Annotated in this window: 10 protein-coding genes; 8 read left to right on the top strand and 2 right to left on the bottom strand. The window is 67.7% G+C overall.

Going from position 1 to position 16,990, the window contains the following annotated elements:
* From N5J29_RS15865 to N5J29_RS15850, 4 genes are read left to right on the top strand one after another with little or no spacing between them, the layout of a single operon-like run.
* Entirely contained in the window at positions 1 to 2,760 is a 2,760-nt protein-coding gene (locus tag N5J29_RS15865) for a TcfC E-set like domain-containing protein (RefSeq protein ID WP_164150900.1), read from the top strand.
* Positions 2,757 to 3,887, top strand: coding sequence for a CfaE/CblD family pilus tip adhesin (locus tag N5J29_RS19275; RefSeq protein WP_164150902.1), 1,131 nt, complete (start codon positions 2,757 to 2,759; stop codon positions 3,885 to 3,887). The genes N5J29_RS15865 and N5J29_RS19275 overlap by 4 nt, the downstream gene beginning before the upstream one ends.
* A 22-nt stretch (positions 3,888 to 3,909) precedes the next feature.
* Entirely contained in the window at positions 3,910 to 4,617 is a 708-nt protein-coding gene (locus N5J29_RS15855; RefSeq protein WP_111186776.1) for a pilus assembly protein, read from the top strand.
* Between the two features lie 57 nt (positions 4,618 to 4,674).
* Positions 4,675 to 10,374 carry an ESPR-type extended signal peptide-containing protein gene (locus N5J29_RS15850; protein ID WP_164150904.1) on the top strand — a complete coding sequence of 1,900 codons (5,700 nt, stop codon included), beginning with the start codon at positions 4,675 to 4,677 and terminating at the stop codon, positions 10,372 to 10,374.
* Between the two features lie 84 nt (positions 10,375 to 10,458).
* Here N5J29_RS15850 and N5J29_RS15845 read toward each other — a convergent pair whose 3' ends face one another.
* Positions 10,459 to 11,106, bottom strand: coding sequence for a hypothetical protein (locus tag N5J29_RS15845; RefSeq protein ID WP_065175739.1), 648 nt, complete (start codon positions 11,104 to 11,106; stop codon positions 10,459 to 10,461).
* A 155-nt stretch (positions 11,107 to 11,261) separates the two neighbouring features.
* Positions 11,262 to 13,682 (bottom strand): penicillin-binding protein 1A, encoded by a 2,421-nt coding sequence (locus N5J29_RS15840; protein WP_053518448.1) that lies wholly within the window; start codon positions 13,680 to 13,682, stop codon positions 11,262 to 11,264.
* Between the two features lie 219 nt (positions 13,683 to 13,901).
* Between N5J29_RS15840 and N5J29_RS15835 the strand changes: the two genes are divergently transcribed.
* Genes N5J29_RS15835 through N5J29_RS15820 form a run of 4 tightly spaced genes read left to right on the top strand, consistent with a single transcriptional unit; the run spans position 13,902 to position 16,985 of the window.
* The gene (locus tag N5J29_RS15835; RefSeq protein ID WP_053518451.1) at positions 13,902 to 14,960 is read left to right on the top strand and encodes a pilus assembly protein PilM; all 1,059 of its coding nucleotides are present in this window, start codon (positions 13,902 to 13,904) and stop codon (positions 14,958 to 14,960) included.
* Positions 14,960 to 15,799, top strand: a complete 840-nt coding sequence (locus tag N5J29_RS15830; protein WP_065175741.1) for a PilN domain-containing protein — start codon at positions 14,960 to 14,962, stop codon at positions 15,797 to 15,799. Before N5J29_RS15835 ends, N5J29_RS15830 begins: the two co-directional genes overlap by 1 nt.
* Positions 15,796 to 16,452, top strand: a complete 657-nt coding sequence (gene pilO / locus N5J29_RS15825; protein WP_053518455.1) for a type 4a pilus biogenesis protein PilO — start codon at positions 15,796 to 15,798, stop codon at positions 16,450 to 16,452. The genes N5J29_RS15830 and pilO overlap by 4 nt, the downstream gene beginning before the upstream one ends.
* Positions 16,452 to 16,985 carry a pilus assembly protein PilP gene (locus N5J29_RS15820; protein ID WP_053518457.1) on the top strand — a complete coding sequence of 178 codons (534 nt, stop codon included), beginning with the start codon at positions 16,452 to 16,454 and terminating at the stop codon, positions 16,983 to 16,985. The genes pilO and N5J29_RS15820 overlap by 1 nt, the downstream gene beginning before the upstream one ends.
* Positions 16,986 to 16,990: the final 5 nt, after the last annotated feature.

Here is a 16,990-nt window from a genome sequence, read left to right as displayed (position 1 = left end):
ATGTTGATACCTGCACCTGCCCACAGCCGGCTGGCGGTCGCGCTCGCCCTGACGTTGGCCATTCCGGCCCTGCCGACTGTCCACGCACGGCCGGTACCGGCCGGTTTCGAAGACCTCGCCAGCGGCCAGACCGAGCGTGTCGAGGTACGCCTGTTCGGGCAGTCGGCCGGCCTGTGGTCCGCCTGGGTCACGCTGGATACGGTGCAGCTGGACCAGCCCGCGCAGGTACTGGAAGCCCTGGGTCTCAGCGCCGATGCGCGCGACGCGCTGCAGGCGGCACTGGCTGCACCGCTGCCGCGCAACAGTCATCTGGCCTGTCCCTACGGCCAACCGGATCCCGGCTGCGGCTGGATCGACAGTCCGGACGATCCTGCGCAGGTGCACGCCATCTTCGATGAAAGCGATGGCGTGCTGATGTTGTTTCCGGCACGCCGGTGGCTGCCACAGCAGAGCGCGCAGCGCTCGCCGTTCCACCAGGTGTCCGAGCAGGCACAGAACGCGCTGCTGCAGCAGCAGACCGTGAATTTCAGCGGGGGCGATGGCTATCAGGCGTTGAGCGTGCAGGGCAGCACGGTGCTTGGCGTGCTGCGCGATGGCCATGTCGCCAGCAGCTGGAACTACAGCCGCCAGGCGCGGCAGGGTTATCGCGCGCATGACCGCTTCCAGCTGGACGATCTCTACTATCGCCACGATCTTGCCCAGCGCCACTACGTGCAGCTGGGCCGCATGGACCGGCGCAATCTGTCCAGCCAGCAGGGCGGCACCTTCGGGTTCGGCATGCTGCCGCTGGATCGCTTCGAAGGGCTGCGCGTGGGTACCACGCAGGCCTACGTCGATACCGACGCGAACGTCACCTCCACCCCGTTGACCGTGCTGCTCGGCCGCGATGCACGCGTGGACGCCTTCGACGGTGATCGCCTGCTGCAGACCTTCTACCTGCAGGCCGGTGTCAACGATCTCGATACGCGCCGGTTTCCGCTCGGCAGCTACACCGTCACCCTGCGCATCTATGAGGATGGTCGCTTCGTGCGCAGCGAGGAGGCGCCCTTCAGCCGGGGCGGCGACTGGTCCGAGCGCAGCCTGCAGTGGTTCGTGCAGGGCGGGCGGCGTCGTGCGCATGCGACACGTGCAAGTGACATCGGCGATGCGTCCGACACGGCGGTACAGGCGGGGTTGCGCATCCCCCTTGCGCGCAACTACGGCATGACAGCGGGTATCGCCCGCGTCGCCGATACCGGTTACGGCGAACTGCGCCTGGAGGGACGCCAGCAGTTCGGGCGGCATGACCTGCAGGCGATGGTCGGCGTGCTGAACGGAGGCGACGGCAGCCACGGCCTGCAGCAGCAGCTGAGCTATCGCCACTACGCGTCCTGGAATGTCTATCGGCAACGCCTGCGCGGCGGTGCGTGCCAGAGCAGCACGCCGGTGCTGCATGACCGTTTCGGTTGTGTCGATGCGCTCAGTGCCTCGGTATCGGCGCCCCTGTTCGGCGGCAGCCTGTACCTGGGATACACGCGCCGGCGCAGCTTCACCCCGGAGTGGAGCCTGCCCGGCGAAGACGACGATGCCTGGACGGGCCTGCCGCCGGGCCTGCAGCCGCCGCATGTGCCGGCGCTGCGTCCTGCGCAGACCTCGCGCAGCCTGCAGGCCAGTTACAGCCGTACCCGGCAGTGGCGTGGACTGAGCATCGGCAGCCGGCTGGGGGTGTGGCAGCAGGACACCGATACCGGCAGCGGGCGCGGGCCTGCCCGTGATCGCGGCCTCTACCTGAACATTGCAGTCTCGCGGCTGCAGCGGATCGACGACGGCAGCGTGCAGCAGCGCGTGGCGCTGGACATGCGCCAGCCCCAGCACAGCCGCCCGGATGCCCGCCTGGGCCTGTCGCATTCGTTGCGGCAGGAGCGCGACGGCGACGCGCGCGATCTGGGCGTCGAGCTGAGCGCGTACAACGACGACCGCTACAGCGCGCTGGCCAGCGCCCGTATCGACAACCGCTTCGGGCAGAGCGGTGCATCGGTGTCGTACTACCAGCACCACGGTGGGGGTGAACTGGCCTACAGCGGCAACCACACGTCGGGGCTGTCGCTGTCCGCACGCGGGCTGCACTGGGGCGGCGCCCATGGCGCCGATGCCGGGGTAGTGGTCAGCGTGGACGATGCGCGCGATCTGGAGCTGAGTGGCGCGGCTGCCGACATCCGCGCCGGCAGCAACCGGCGCCGCATCCTCGGCTTCGGCGAGCGCCGGCTGCTGCCGCTGGGCGGCTACCAGCGCCACCGCGTGGACGTGCAGGACGCCAGTGCGCACGACAGCGACGCCGCAGTGCGTGTCGCCCGCCTGGGCGCGGCGCAGCACGCCTTCCTGCTGCCGGGAAAGGTGATCGCGCTTCCGATCACGCTGGACGTGACCTACACCTTCATCGGCAACGCACGCGACATCGCCGGTACCCCGCTGGAAGGCGCCCGCATCCTCAACGCGCCGGTGCCCTCGCTGGGCCGCGACGGCGGCTTCATCGCCGAGTTCCCGCAGCGCGAGCCGGTGCTCTACCTGCTGCGTGCAGGCGACCTGCTGCAGTGCCCGCTCACCGTGCGTGAGCGCCGCAGCGTGGTGCTGCTGGTCGGCCAGGTGCAGTGCGAACCGCTGGCGCTGGAGCAGTTGCCGGCACCGATCCGCCACCAGGCGCGGGTACAGCGCCTGTTGAACGAACTGGCCCCGGTGGCGGGGCGCAACGAACGCAACGTGATGAGTGGAGGTGCGCGATGAGGACCGCATGGAGGCTGCTGCTGGCCGCGGCCTGCCTGCTTGGCAGTGCACAGGCGCTGGCACAGCGCCCACCGGCAACGACGCCGGCCACCGGCGTGATCACCACCGACATCGTCCGCACCTTCGACCGCTCCGCGCCCGAAGCGCTGGAGCTGTGGGCGCCGCGGACGGTGCTCGGGTATGGGGAGGTGGAGCTGGGGTACGGGAGGATCCATCTGACGTGTGATGAAGACCCTGCGTATGGGCGTTGTCCGACGCGTGATACGCAGGAGGGGCCTATGTCCCACGCATCCTTCCCACTTCAGTTTCGCGAACTGAGAAGCGGTCAGGACATCGGAATCGACGTTGTAGGGTGGATAGAGCGGGCCGAGTGGCAGCGCACTTGCAGCGATGATTTCTGGGATAAGAACAGATATCCGCTCTGGAGTTCCACGACTCGCGATTGCCAGATACCTCCAGGTGGTACAGCTGCGCGGCTCATCATTCAGAGTGAAGACGTCGGGAACCTCGTTGCCGGCCGCTGGACTGCAGAACTCCGCCTCAACCTGCGCGTCGATCCTGACGGCCCGATCATCGCCACCCATGTGTTCCGGTTCGATCTGACCATCACCGATCGCGACCGCACCATGATCTACCTGCCCGAGTTCGGCATGGCCGAGCCGCTGGTGGGCCTGCAGCTGGACTACCGGCCGATTCCCTCGCCCGGCACGATCGGTGGCACCGCCGTGCTGGACATGTGCCTGTACGACGGTATGGGCTCGCAGAGCGAGTATCTGGCCATCACCGCGCGTGACATGGGCCCCGCCGCGCCGGGCCGTCCGCCATCGCAGTACTCGGTCTGGCACCGCGACGGTGGGCGCGAGGCGCAGGACCGCCTGGACTACCAGCTCAGCCTGGACCACAGCGGCCAGAAGATCGCCCTGCACAACAACGAGGAAGTGCTGCTGCGCGGCATCGATACCGCCGAGCTGCGGCTGGTGATGCTGCCCGACATGAACCAGTGGGTGTACTGCGTGCCTACGCCGCTGACCCTGGAAACCCCCCGTGTGCCGGCGTCCGAGAAACGCGAGGGCTACTACGACGGCCGCCTCAAGCTCGAAATGCGCCTGCCGACCGACCGCCTCTGACCTTCCCCTGGAACCCGATCCCATGAGCAAGATTCCCCTGGCCGGCGCGCTGCTGCTGGCCCTTCTGCCAGCGGCACCGGTGCTGGCCAATCTCAACGTCCATCCGATGCGCGTGCATGCCGAAGCCGGCAAGACCACGACCGTGCGCGTGCATTCGCAATCACCGCAGCCGCAGTACGTGCAGGCCACGGTGAAACGCATCCTGCACCCGGCCAGTGACCACGAGGAAGAAGTCGATGAGGCCGTCGGCACCGCCGCCGTCATGGCGGTCACGCCAGGACGCTTCGGTCTGGCAGGGGGCGGCACGCGCCTGATACGGATCATTCCGCTGCAGCCGGTCGAGCAGGAAACCGCGTTCCGCGTCTACTTCGAAGGCGTACGCGGTCCCGATGACAGCACGCCGGAGGTACCGGTGCAGGGCGCCAGCGCCACCCTCGGCGTCAGCCTGGTCTGGGGCGTGCTGGTCAATGTGCTGCCCGCCGAGGGGCGCGTCGAGATGGCCCTGGACGGTGATCGCCTGTTGAACCGCGGCACGCTGCGGCTCGGCGTCAACCAGGTGCAGGACTGCGACGCGGACGGCCGCTGCACCACGCACGAGATCAAACGCAGCCTTTACCCCGGCGCGGCGATGACGCTGCCGTTCGTGCCCCGCGCCGGTGGGCGCGTGGAGATCGACTACCGGCTCAGCCATGCCGGCTTCCGCGAGCACCGGCAGACGCTGCAGCCCTGACCGCCCATGACTGGCCTTGCGCCCCCAGGTTCCCGTTTCCCAACCACCGAGACATCGATGAATCGCATCTACCGTTTGATCTGGAATACCCGACTGCGTTGCTGGGCGGTTGCCAGCGAGCACACCCGTTCGCGCGGCAAGCCGGCTTCGGCGGCACGCCCGCTTGTCGCCGCCCTGTGCGTGATGCTGGCCGCTCCCGCGTTCGCGACCGAGGTTGCATCGGATCCGTTGATCGTGCCCGACGCCATTGCGGCGGAGGCTGACGCAGCACCGACAGAGTGGGACGCGTTGATGAGCGCGTTCATCGGCTCGCCTGCCACGTCGCGCAGTGTCGGCACTACCAGCTACCAGAACGTGCTGATCGGTGGAGGTTCCACGGTCAACAGCACCAAGGGCGTGGCCATCGGCGTGGGTTCGGTCACGGCGTTCGACGGCATCGGTATCGGCAACAATGCCCAGGGACTTGCCGGTGGCGTGGCCATCGGCATCAATGCGGGCACGGGAATCGGCGAAGGGGGGACTGCGATCGGCAAAAGCGCCACAGCGCTGGGAGTCGGGGCCGTCGCGATCGGCCTCAACAGTTACGTTGGGGCGCCTGGCAACAGTGCGGTCGCGGTCGGGCGCAATGCCCGGGCCGAGGGCAGCGATGCCACGGCGATGGGGCCGGGGGCACAGGCGTCGGGATCCAGATCGGTTGCGCTGGGCAACAACGCACAGGCACAGGCACAGGGTTCCATCGTCATCGGCGACGGCAGCAAGCTCGCCAATGGCAACGCACACCACGCCATCGTGATCGGCAGCGGTGCGCGCTCCGGCGGCTACGATGCGGGCATCGCCATCGGCCAGAACGCCGTGACCGACGGCCATGGCAAGGCCGTGGCGCTGGGTGCCAACGCCAATGCCGGGCAGAGCAATGCAGTGGCCCTGGGCGCCGGCTCGGTCACCAGTGCCAGCAACCAGGTCTCGGTGGGCAATGACACCCTGAAGCGCCGCATCGTCAATGTGGCCGATGGCACCCTGAGCACCACCAGCAGCGAGGTGGTGACCGGCAAGCAGCTGCACGCCACCAACCAGAGCATCGCCAGCGCAACGGGCACGGCGAACGCGGCGAAGACGGCCGCAGACCAGGCTGCGACGAAAGCCGGGCAGGCCTTGGCCAGGCTGGATGGGAGCCGTATCGCGATCGGTACCGGCGCCACTGCAACGGGCACCAACAGCACCGCCATCGGCAATGCTGCCGACGCGGCCGGTGGCTACAGCAACGCCCTGGGTTTCCAGGCGTCCAGTGCCGGCAGCAACGCCGTGGCGATGGGCACCCTGGCATCGGCGGACGGCAGCAGTGCAGTCGCGCTGGGCAATCGCGCGCGGACCGAGGGGGGCGACAACGGCGTGGCCATCGGCAATGCGGCGTTGGCCTACAACAATGACGGTCTTGCACTGGGCAACAATGCCCGCAGCGGCGTCAATGCGGCCGGTGAGCGCGTTGCCGCGTCCAACGGCGGCGTGGCGCTCGGCACCGGCTCGCGCAGCGGCAATGGCGGCGTGGCATCGGGCCTGCGTGCCTCGGCCACCGGCGACCGTGCCGTGGCCATCGGCAACGACGCCAAGGCCGACGTGATCCATGCCACCGCACTGGGCTATCAGGCGGCGGCCACCGCCAACCAGGCCACGGCGCTGGGCCGCGGCAGTGTGGCAAGCGCCCGCTTCGCTACATCCGTCGGCAATCTGTCCGAAGCGACGGCCGAGAGCAGTGCCGCCTTTGGCGACCGCGCGCTGGCCAACCACACCGGTTCGGTGGCGTTGGGCAGTTCCTCCACCACCTCCGGCAGCAACCAGGTCTCAGTCGGTAATGCCACGCTCAAGCGCCGCATCGTCAATGTGGCCGATGGCACGCTGAGCACCAGCAGTGCCGAAGCCGTGACAGGCAAGCAGCTGCATGCCACCAACCAGAATGTCACCGCAGTCACCCAGGCAGCTACTGCGGCCCAGGCCGATGCCACACGCGCGCTGACGGCCCTGGCCAGCACCACCACCGCCGTCGGCCAAGGGGCGTCGGCCGGCGGCAATGCCGTGGCGGTGGGCCATTCGGCGAAAGCGGAGGGCTCCCACAGCAATGCCTTCGGTTACCAGGCCAGCGCGGCCGGCGCCAACGCGGTGGGCGCGGGCACCCTGGCGGGCGCCGCGGCTGACTCCTCGGTGGCGCTGGGCAATCGTGCCGCCGTGGATGCCACCTCCAGCGGCGCCATCGCACTGGGCACCAACGCCAAGGTCAATGCGCAGGCGGGCAACAGCGTCGCCCTGGGCGCGGGCTCGGTGGCGACCGGCGCCAACCAGGTCTCGGTGGGCAGTGCCACGGTGAAGCGGAACATCGTCAATGTGGCTGACGGAACGCTGAGCACCACCAGCGCCGAGGCGGTGACCGGCAAGCAGCTGCATGCCACCAACCAGAACCTCGCCACGGTGAATGCGCTGGCCAACACCGCGCACAGCATCGCCAACGATGCGCAGACCAAGGCCAACGCGCTGGGGGGCCTGCTCAGCCAGAGTGCCGGCAACAGCGACGTCCGCGTCGGTGCCAGCAATACAGGTGGCGCGGTGGACATGCGCAACCAGTCCAGCGCCAACCGTCGCGTCACGGGCGTGGCCGACGCGGGACTCAGCAGCACCAGTGCCGATGCGGTCAGTGGCCGGCAGCTGCATGCCACCAACCAGAACGTCACGCAGGTCACCGCCACCGCCGCCACGCTCAGTGGCCTGGTCGGGCAGGTAGCAGCCGGCGGCGACCTGCGGTTGGGCGCGCAGAACAGCGGCACCCTCCTCGACGTCCGCAACCAGGGCAATGCCAACCGTCGCATCAGTGGTGTTGCCGATGGTGTGCTGAGTGCAGCCAGTACCGACGCGGTGAGTGGTCGCCAGCTCAACACCACCAACCAGAACGTGACCACGGCCACCACCCTGGCCAATACGGCGCACAGCGTGGCCAACGCCGCCCAGTCCACCGCCAACGATGCACAGGGCAAGGCCAACGTGCTCGGTGGCCTGCTCAGCCAGACCTCGTCCACCGGCGACGTACGACTGGGAGCCGCCAACAGCGGCGGCGTGCTGGATGTGCGCAACCAGGGCAACCAGGCGCGTCGTGTGCAGGGCGTTGCCGCCGGTCAACTGTCGGCCACCAGCGACGATGCAGTCAGCGGCCGCCAGCTGTTCGACAGCAACGCGCAGATCGCCCGCAACCGTACGGACATCGACCGCCTGCGCGAGGACTTCGAGGGCTTCGATCCGGACCTGTCCGATGTGGTGCGTTTCGACGCAGGCGGCAATGTCGACCTGGAGGGTGGGCGCCTGCTCGCCGTAGGCGACGGGCAACTCAGTGCCGACAGCCGCGAGGCAGTCAATGGCGCACAGCTGTTCGCCACCGATACGAAGGTGGCCGAGCAGGGCGCGCAGATCGCATCCGCCCGGGACGACCTGGACGCGTTGCGCGTGGACTTCGGCAACTACACGCCTGACCTGGGCAGCGTCGTGCAGTTCGGCGAGGACGGCACCGTGGACCTGAAGGATGCGCGTCTGGTCGCTCTGGCTGATGGCGAGATTGCGGCAGGCAGCCGCGAGGCGGTCACGGGCGGGCAGCTGTTCGTGACCCATGAGCGGGTGTCGGTGCTGGAGGAGGCGCAGAAGTATGCAGTCGTTGGTGCCGATGGAGAGAGCCTCGCGGCGCGCGCCGGCCATCTGGCTACCTCGATGGGCAGTGATACAAAGGCTCTCGGCTCCGGATCTACCGCAATTGGCAGCTTCGCTGATGCGCAGGCAACCAATTCAGTTGCGCTGGGACGTGCGGCTCAGGTCTTGGCGGGTGCCGATGACGGATTCGCACTGGGTGCACGCTCACGTGTCAGTGCCGAGAACGGGTTGGCGATCGGTGGCTCTACCCAAATTTGGGAGGGAGCAACCAACAGTGTTGCGCTAGGCTACGGATCTGTCGCTACTGAGGCGGGTGTGGTATCGCTAGGTGGCCAAGGTCTCAGGAGGCGAGTTACTAATGCGATGAATGGTGTTCACGCCTATGACGTAACCACTGTCGAGCAGCTCTCCGGCGTGGTGAACGCTCTCGGCGGCGGCGCGGGCTTTGCCGTGGACGGCAGCGTGATTGCTCCTTCCTATGGTGTGCAGGGCGCTGTACACGGCACCGTAGGCGATGCACTGGCTGCGCTGGATGCAGGCGTGGACAGCAATCGTGGCGGACTGGATGCGATGGACGCGCGCCTGGATACGCTGGATCAGGCCCGGGCGATGGCGGATGCCAGTGCCGTGCGCTTCGGCGCCGACCGTTCCGCCGTCGATTTCGGTGGCGCGCGCCTCGTCAACGTCGGCGAGGGTGATATCAGCCATGCCGGCAGCCGGGAGGTGGTCACGGGCGGGCAGTTGTTCGCAACCAATGAGCAGATGGCGAGGCTGAAAGAGGCACAGCGCTATTTGGCAGTTGGCTACGATGACCTCAGCTCTGCAGCTGAAGTCGGGCTTCTTGCCGTTGCAGTTGGCAGTGATACCAAGGCGCTTGCTGAAGGTGCTACTGCTGTCGGCAGTTTTGCGGCTGCTCGATCCAAGAACTCTGTGGCACTTGGTAGAGCAGCACATGTTGATATCAACGCGGATGACGGCTTTGCACTGGGCGCGACCTCGCAGGTTTATGAGCATAGGGGCGTAGCTTTGGGCGGAGGCGCGCAGGTACTTCATGGGTCGTCGAACGCAGTGGCGCTTGGCTATGGCTCCATTGCGGATGGCTCAAACCAAGTTTCAATCGGTAATGACACTCTCAAGCGCCGCGTAACCAACGCGGCTAAAGGCATCAACCCCAATGACCTCACCACCGTCTCTCAGCTCCGCAGCGCCTTCGCGGCCTTCGGCGGCGACATGCGCATGGATGCCGACGGCAACATCGTCGCGCCGGAGTTCCATGTGCAGGGCCAGCGGCAGGCCACGGTCGGTGATGCGCTGAAGTCGCTCGACGGTGCGGTGGTCGACACGCGCCGGGATCTGGCCAGCATCGATGCGCGTTTCGAACGCCTGTTCGACGATGGCGGCGCCCGCAATGACGGTACCGGCCAGCTGCGGCTGGCCGGGGAACACGGCAGGGTGCTGGGCAACGTGGCCAACGGCATGATCGCGCCGGGCAGCCGCGATGCGGTCAATGGTGGTCAGCTGCACGCCGTGCAGCAGCAGCTCAACGGCCGCATCGACGGACTGCAGTCGCAGATCGACGGGTCGGCGACGGCGAGCCGCCAGGCAGCGGTGGACGACGTCGCTGGCGAGTCGCCGGCGGACAGCCAGACCCCGGCTCCGCCGGTCAAGGATGCGCCGTCGGTGGCCTCCACCGACACGCCGAAGCCGAAGCCGGAAGCCGACGATCCGTTGCCGCAGGTGGACTCGCGTGCCGTGGATCAGGCGGTGAACCAGGCGCAGGCCTACACCGACCAGGCGATGGCCAGCGTGGACCGCCGGCTGGACCGGATGGACAAGCGCCTGAACCGCATGGCGGCAATGGGCAGTGCGCAGGCGGCGATGGCGATGAACACCGCCGGCCTGCAGACCTACAACCGCCTCGGCGCGGGTGTAGGCCATGCCGAAGGCGAGTCGGCGCTGGCGGTGGGTTACCAGCGCGTGCTCAACGAGCGCGGCTCGGCCACCTTCAGCCTCAATGGTGCCTTCACCAACAGCGGTGAGCGCACCGTGGGCGTGGGCTTCGGCGTGGGCTGGTAACCGGCAGGGCGACGCGGTCCGGTCGCCCTGATGCATGACGACGCCCCACGCGGTCCGCCGCGTGGGGCGTCTGCGTTGTGGGGCTCAGATGCTGCCGAGATAGCTTTCGATCTGCTCCTGGCTGAGCAGTTCGCGCAGCTGGGCCTGCGAGGCGCGCCGCATCGGCTTCTCGTCGACCGGTGACAGCGGTGCCTGGCGCAGGGCGTCATACGGCAGCACGGCCAGGTCGAACGTCAGTTCCTCCGCACTGAACACCCAGACCGGCACGTCCAGGCTGCGCTCGCGGTCCAGGCGCAGCCGGCGCACGCGCGACTCGGCCGGAATGCCCTGTTCGTCCAGGAAGCGATGCACGGCTTCGGGGTCGTCGCTGTGCAGATGCACCTGCACGGGGCTGTTGGCATCGGCGGTGCCGTCCAGCACCGGGCCGACCAGGCGCGGGGCGAAGGCATGCAGGAATTCCAGTGCGCGCAGCGCAGCTTCCCGACGGCGCTGCAGCTCGTTGCCGTGCTGGGGGCCAGCGAACAGGCGCTGGTACTCGCGCAGCGCATCCTCGATCTCGACATTGCGGGGCAACGAGGCATCGTCATGGATGCCGAGCCGGCTGGCCGCCTTCAGTTTGGCCTGGTGGAAGTCGCGGATGCCGCCTTCGGCCATCAGGCGGGCGGCTTCGTGGGCGAGGCGGTGACGACGCTCACGGGTCTGGGTGGTGGCATGCTGGCGGGCGCGATGCATGCGGGAACTCCTGTTGCGACCTGGCTACAGACTAGCGCAACGGTGTGACATCTGCGTGGGCAATGGAGAAGGGATGCGGGGCAGGGCCCACGCTCGGCTGTCCGGGCCGCCGAGCCGGGCATGCGCCGGCTCGACGGTGACGCCCGCGGCACGCGTCAGAAGATATCGAACGCAGCCGCGTCGGCCTGCGGGGTATTGAGGTTGAGGTCGTAGTCCGTCAGGCGATCCATGTCCTCCACCTTGACCCATTCGGTCGCGCCGTTGAGCGTGGTCTGCACCATGCCGCTGGGCGGATCGTTCTGCGCGATCGGCGTGTCCTTCAGCGCGGTGCGCATGTACTCGATCCAGATCGGCAGCGCGGCCTTGCCGCCGTATTCGCGGTAACCCAGCGAACGGAAGTCATCGCGGCCCACCCACACGGTGGTCACGTACGGGCCGCCGAAGCCGGAGAACCAGGCATCGCGGTGGTCGTTGGTGGAGCCGGTCTTGCCGCCCACGTCCTCGCGGCCGAGCACCTTGGCCTGCGTGCCGGTACCGCGCTGGACCACATCGCGCATCATCGACACCAGCTGGTAGGCGGTGCGTGCATCGATCGCGCGCGGCGCGGTGCGCGCATCCGGGTTGACCGGTGCGGCAGCGGTTTCGGTGGTGGCCTGCGCCTTGGCGGCGGCCGGGTCCGGCGTGGGGGCCGGGGCACCGAAGTTGAAGCCGTCCACGACCTGGCTGACCGGCTGGTCGCTGCTGCCGGCACAGTCGCGGCAGGCCAGCGCCGGGTTCTCCTTGAACACCAGGTTGCCGTCGCGGTCGTTCACCTGGTCGATCAGCCAGGTGTCCACGCGCGAGCCGCCGTTGGCGAACACGGCATAGCCACGGGCCACCGACAGCGGGGTCAGCGAGGCGGTGCCGAGCGACATCGACAGGTTCGGCGGCAGCTCCGATTCGGCGAAGCCGAACTCGCTGATGTACTTGCGGGCGTAGTCCACGCCCATGCCGTCGAGCAGGCGCACCGAGACCAGGTTGCGTGACTGCACCAGGGCTTCGCGCAGGCGCATCGGGCCGCGGAAGCCACCGCCATCGTTCTGCGGTGCCCAGGTCTTGCCGCGGCGGTCGCGGAACACGACCGGGGCATCAAGCACGATCGAAGCCGGGTTGTAACCCTTGTCGAACGCTGCGGCATAGACGAACGGCTTGAAGCTCGAACCGGGCTGGCGACGGGCCTGGGTGGCGCGGTTGAACTTGTTGCCGGAGAAGCTGAAACCGCCGACCAGCGCCTTCAGCGCACCGCTGTGGGCATCCAGCGAGACCAGCGCGGACTGACCGCGCGGGATCTGGTCCAGCAGCCACTCGCCCTCCTTGTCGCCGGCGCGCACACGCACGATGTCGCCGCGCTGCACCAGCTTGCCGGGGGTCTTGTTGGTCCACCGGGCGGCACCGGCCGGCAGCACGATCTCGCTGCGGTTGGCCAGCACCACCGTGGCGCTGCCATCGGCACCGGCGCTGGCAACGATCGCCGGCAGCAGGCCTGCCTGCGCCGGGATGCCGCGCAGATGTTCGGCCAGGGCTGCGGCATCGTCGCCGGCCCCCAGCTGCACCTGCTTCTCCACGCCGTGCCAGCCGTGGCGGTGGTCATACAGCAGCAGGCCGTCACGCACCGACAGGTTGGCCGCGGTCTGCAGGGTCGAATCGATGGTGGTGGTGACGTGGTATCCCTTGTTGACCACGTCGCCGCCGAAGCGCGCGATCATCTCCTGGCGCACCAGTTCGGCCACGTAGGGCGCCTCGACCTGCACCGGCGGCTCATGCGCGGTGGCATGCATCGGCACGGCCTTGGCCGCATCGGCCTCGGCCTGGCTGACGAACTTCAGATCGGCCATGCGCTGCAGCACATAGTTGTCGCGGCGCTGGCGGGCGCGTTCCGGGTTGGAGATCGGGTTGCCGGAGGAGGGGAACTTCGGGATGCCGGCCAGCGAGGCCATCTCATCCAGGTCCAGCTCGGCCAGCTTCTTGCCGTAGTAGAACTCCGCTGCCGCGGCCACACCGTAGGCACGGTTGCCGAAGAAGCTCTTGTTCAGGTACAGCTCGAAGATCTCGTCCTTGCTCAGCTCGGACTCGATCTTGCGGGCCAGCAGGATCTCGGCCAGCTTGCGGGTGTAGCTGTACTCGGAACTGAGGAAGAACTGGCGGGCCACCTGCTGGGTGATGGTGGACCCGCCGGGCACGCGCTTGTCGTTGGTGGTGGCCAGCAGCCACACCGCGCGGGCGATGCCCTTGTAGTCCACGCCGCCATGTTCATAGAAGCGGGCGTCCTCGGTGGCCAGGAAAGCCTGCTTGAGCTTCTCCGGCACCTCCTTCATGGTGACCGGGGTGCGCCGGGTCTCGCCGAACACCGCCATCAGCTTGCCGTCGGCGGCATAGACGTACATCGGCTCCTGCATCTCCACGTCGCGCAGGGTCTGCACGTCGGGGAGCTTGGAGGACACAGCGTAGTAGAGACCGCCCACAGCGGCCGCACCGATCAGCGCCAGGACCAGGACAATCAGGAAGATCCAGCGCAGCCAGCGGCGGAGTCGAGTCATCGGGTTCAGATTCCGATTGCGAATTTCATGGTCGCAGAGTATAGATTACGCAAGGTGGCGGCTGGGGTCGGCACCGGGGAGCGCAAGGGGAAACGCCAGGGGCTGCATCGTGAACCTGTGAGGGAATTCACAGCAGGGCGGTTGCCATTTGCTAAGAATACGTTATTAATGCGCGGTCGCAGTTCTTGCGTCCAAGTGCCCGTCGGCAGGGGAGAAACCGTGGGGCTCATCCCAAAAAGTCAGTCGCCGCTTATTGGCGTCGACATCAGTTCGACTGCGGTAAAGCTGTTGCAGCTTTCCCGCAGTGGCAATCGTTTCCGTGTGGAACATTACGCCGTGGAACCACTGCCGCCGAATGCGGTCGTGGAGAAGAACATCGTCGAGGTGGAGGCCGTGGGTGAGGCCATCCGCCGGGCGTTGAACCGTTCCGGCAGCAAGGCGAAGCAGGCCGCCGCCGCCGTGGCCGGCTCGGCCGTGATCACCAAGGTGATCCCGATGCCGGCCGAGCTCGACGAGAACGACATGGAAGCGCAGATCGAGCTGGAAGCGGTCAACTACATTCCCTATCCGATCGAGGAAGTGAACCTGGACTTCGAGGTGATCGGGGTGATCCCGAACAACCCGGAGATGGTCCAGGTGCTGCTGGCCGCGTCGCGGTCCGAGAATGTGGAACTGCGCCAGTCGGCGCTGGAACTCGGCGGCCTCCAGGCCAAGGTGATGGACGTGGAGGCCTTCGCGGTCGAGAACGCCTTCGCCCTGGTTGCCAGTGAGCTGCCGGTGTCCACCGACGGCGTGGTCGCGCTGGTCGACATCGGCGCCACGATGACCACCCTGAACGTCCTGCGCGGCGGGCGCAGCCTGTACAGCCGCGAACAGGTGTTCGGCGGCAAGCAGCTGACCGACGAGATCATGCGCCGCTACGGCCTGAGCTACGAGGAAGCCGGCCTGGCCAAGCGCCAGGGCGGGCTGCCGGAAAGCTACGAGATGGAAGTGCTGGAGCCGTTCAAGGAAGCCACGGTCCAGCAGATCAGCCGCCTGTTGCAGTTCTTCTACGCCGGCAGCGAATTCAATCGTGTCGATCATATCGTGCTGGCCGGAGGCTGCGCGGTTCTTGGGGGCCTGCCGGAAATGGTCGAGGAGCAGCTGGGTGTGCCGACCGTGGTCGCCAATCCGCTGGCGCAGATGACGCTGGGACCGAAGGTGAACGCGCATGCGCTGGCCCAGGATGCTCCCGCGCTGATGATCGCGACCGGTCTGGCGCTGAGGAGCTTCGACTGATGGCACGCATCAACCTGTTGCCCTGGCGCGCCGAACGGCGCAAGCAACGCCAGCGCGAGTTCTACGCAATGCTGGGCATGGCCGCCGTGGGTGGCCTGCTGCTGTCGCTGATGATCTGGTTCTACTACGACCGCCAGGTCAGCGGCCAGATGGACCGCAATGCCTACCTGCAGGCCGAGATCGACAAGGTCAAGGAGCAGAACAAGGAGATCGACCGCCTCGACGCGCAGAAGGAGCGGCTGCTGGCGCGCAAGAAGGTGATCGAGGAACTGCAGGCCAAGCGCTCGCAGATGGTCCACCTGTTCGACGCGCTGGTGCGCACCATTCCCGATGGCGTCGTGCTGACCGCCCTGAAGCAGGAAGGGGACACCCTTACCCTGGAAGGCCGTACCCAGTCCAACGCCCGCGTTTCGGCGTACATGCGCAACCTGGAGACGTCCGGCTGGATGGCCAGCCCGGAGCTGTCGATCATCGAGGCGCGTGAGCCGGACAAGGACAAGGACGGTCGCCCGGGCCCGGTATCGGACATCAAGGCGCTGCCGTATGTGTTCGTGGTCAAGGTGAAGCTGCCGGCGCAGAGCGAGGAGGCCACCGCGCCGCCGGGCCTGAATGCCGATGGCACCGTGGCACCGGCCGCAGCCGCCGAACCGGTCGCACCGCTGTCGGCCGCACCCGAGGCGGCCACACCCGCCGCACCGGCCGCACCCGCCACCGCACCCGCCACCACGCCGCCCCCGGCAACGGCCCCGCCGGCCGCCGCGCCGGCCAAGCCGGAGGGCAGCCGCCTGGCGCAGCCGCCGCAGGCCTTCCACGCCCCGTTGCAGGGGGACCGCGCATGAGCCAGAAGATCGATCTCAAGAACCTGGATTTCAACGACATCGGCAACTGGCCGCAGAAGGCCAAGATCGTCTTCTGCGCGCTGCTGGCGCTGGTCATCATGTTCGTGGCGTGGATGCTGCTGATCAGTGGCAAGCGCGAGGAACTGGAGGGCCTCGAGCGGCAGGAGACCGAGCTGCGCACCGAGTTCACCAAGCAGCAGGAACGTGCGGTGAACCTGGCGCCGCTGAAGCAGCAGCTGGCACAGATGGAGCAGGTGCTGCAGCAGATGCTGCGGCAGCTGCCGAGCAAGACCGAAATGCCGGACCTGATCATCGACATCTCGCAGACCGCGTTGTCCAGCGGCCTGTCCAACGAGCTGTTCGAACCCGAGTCCGAGCAGATCAAGGAGTTCTACGCCGAGAAGCCGATCAAGCTGCGGATGGTGGGCAGCTACCACCAGTTCGGTGCGTTCGTCAGCGGTGTGGCCTCGTTGCCGCGGGTGGTCATCCTGACCATGCACGACATCAACCTCAAGCCCAAGGACAAGACCAGCGGCAACGTCCGCGCAGGTGCGCTGGAGCTGTCCGGCACGGTCAAGACCTACCGGTATCTGGACGAAGCCGAAGTGCAGGCGCAGCAGAGCGCTGACGCCGGCAAGGAGGGCGGGAAGTGATGCGCGCACAGATCGTACGCGGGTCGATGGTGCTGGCGGTCCTGCTGCTGGCGGGCTGTGGCCGCGGCGTGACCAGCACGCCGGGCGATGCACCGAACCTGGAGAAGTGGGTGGAGGGCGAGCGTGCGCGACCGGCGCAGCCGCTGGAGCCGCTGCCGGTGATGCAGCAGTTCGAGACCTTCGAATACTCCGCGCAGGGCATGCGCGATCCGTTCACCGATGCCTGGACCAATCCGCAGCAGGGGAACGGCGGATTGCGACCGGACCCGAACCGGCGCAAGGAGCCCCTGGAGGGCTTCCCGCTGGACGCACTGGACATGGTCGGCACCATCGGCACCGGCGGCAGCACCGTCGCGCTGGTGATGGGGCCGGACAAGGTCACCTACCGGGTCCGCCCGGGCGGCTACCTGGGGCAGAGCGACGGGCGGGTCACCGCGGTCTTCGAGGACCGCGTTGAACTGATCGAACTGGTGCCGGATGGCGCGGGTGGTTGGCTGGAACGGCCAGCGACGCTCGCGCTGGAAGATCAATGATCGTT

The sequence above is a fragment of the Stenotrophomonas sp. GD03680 genome (assembly GCF_029844625.1).
Classification (GTDB): Bacteria; Pseudomonadota; Gammaproteobacteria; order Xanthomonadales; family Xanthomonadaceae; genus Stenotrophomonas; species Stenotrophomonas maltophilia_P.
This window is presented reverse-complemented; position numbering and strand designations above follow the sequence as displayed.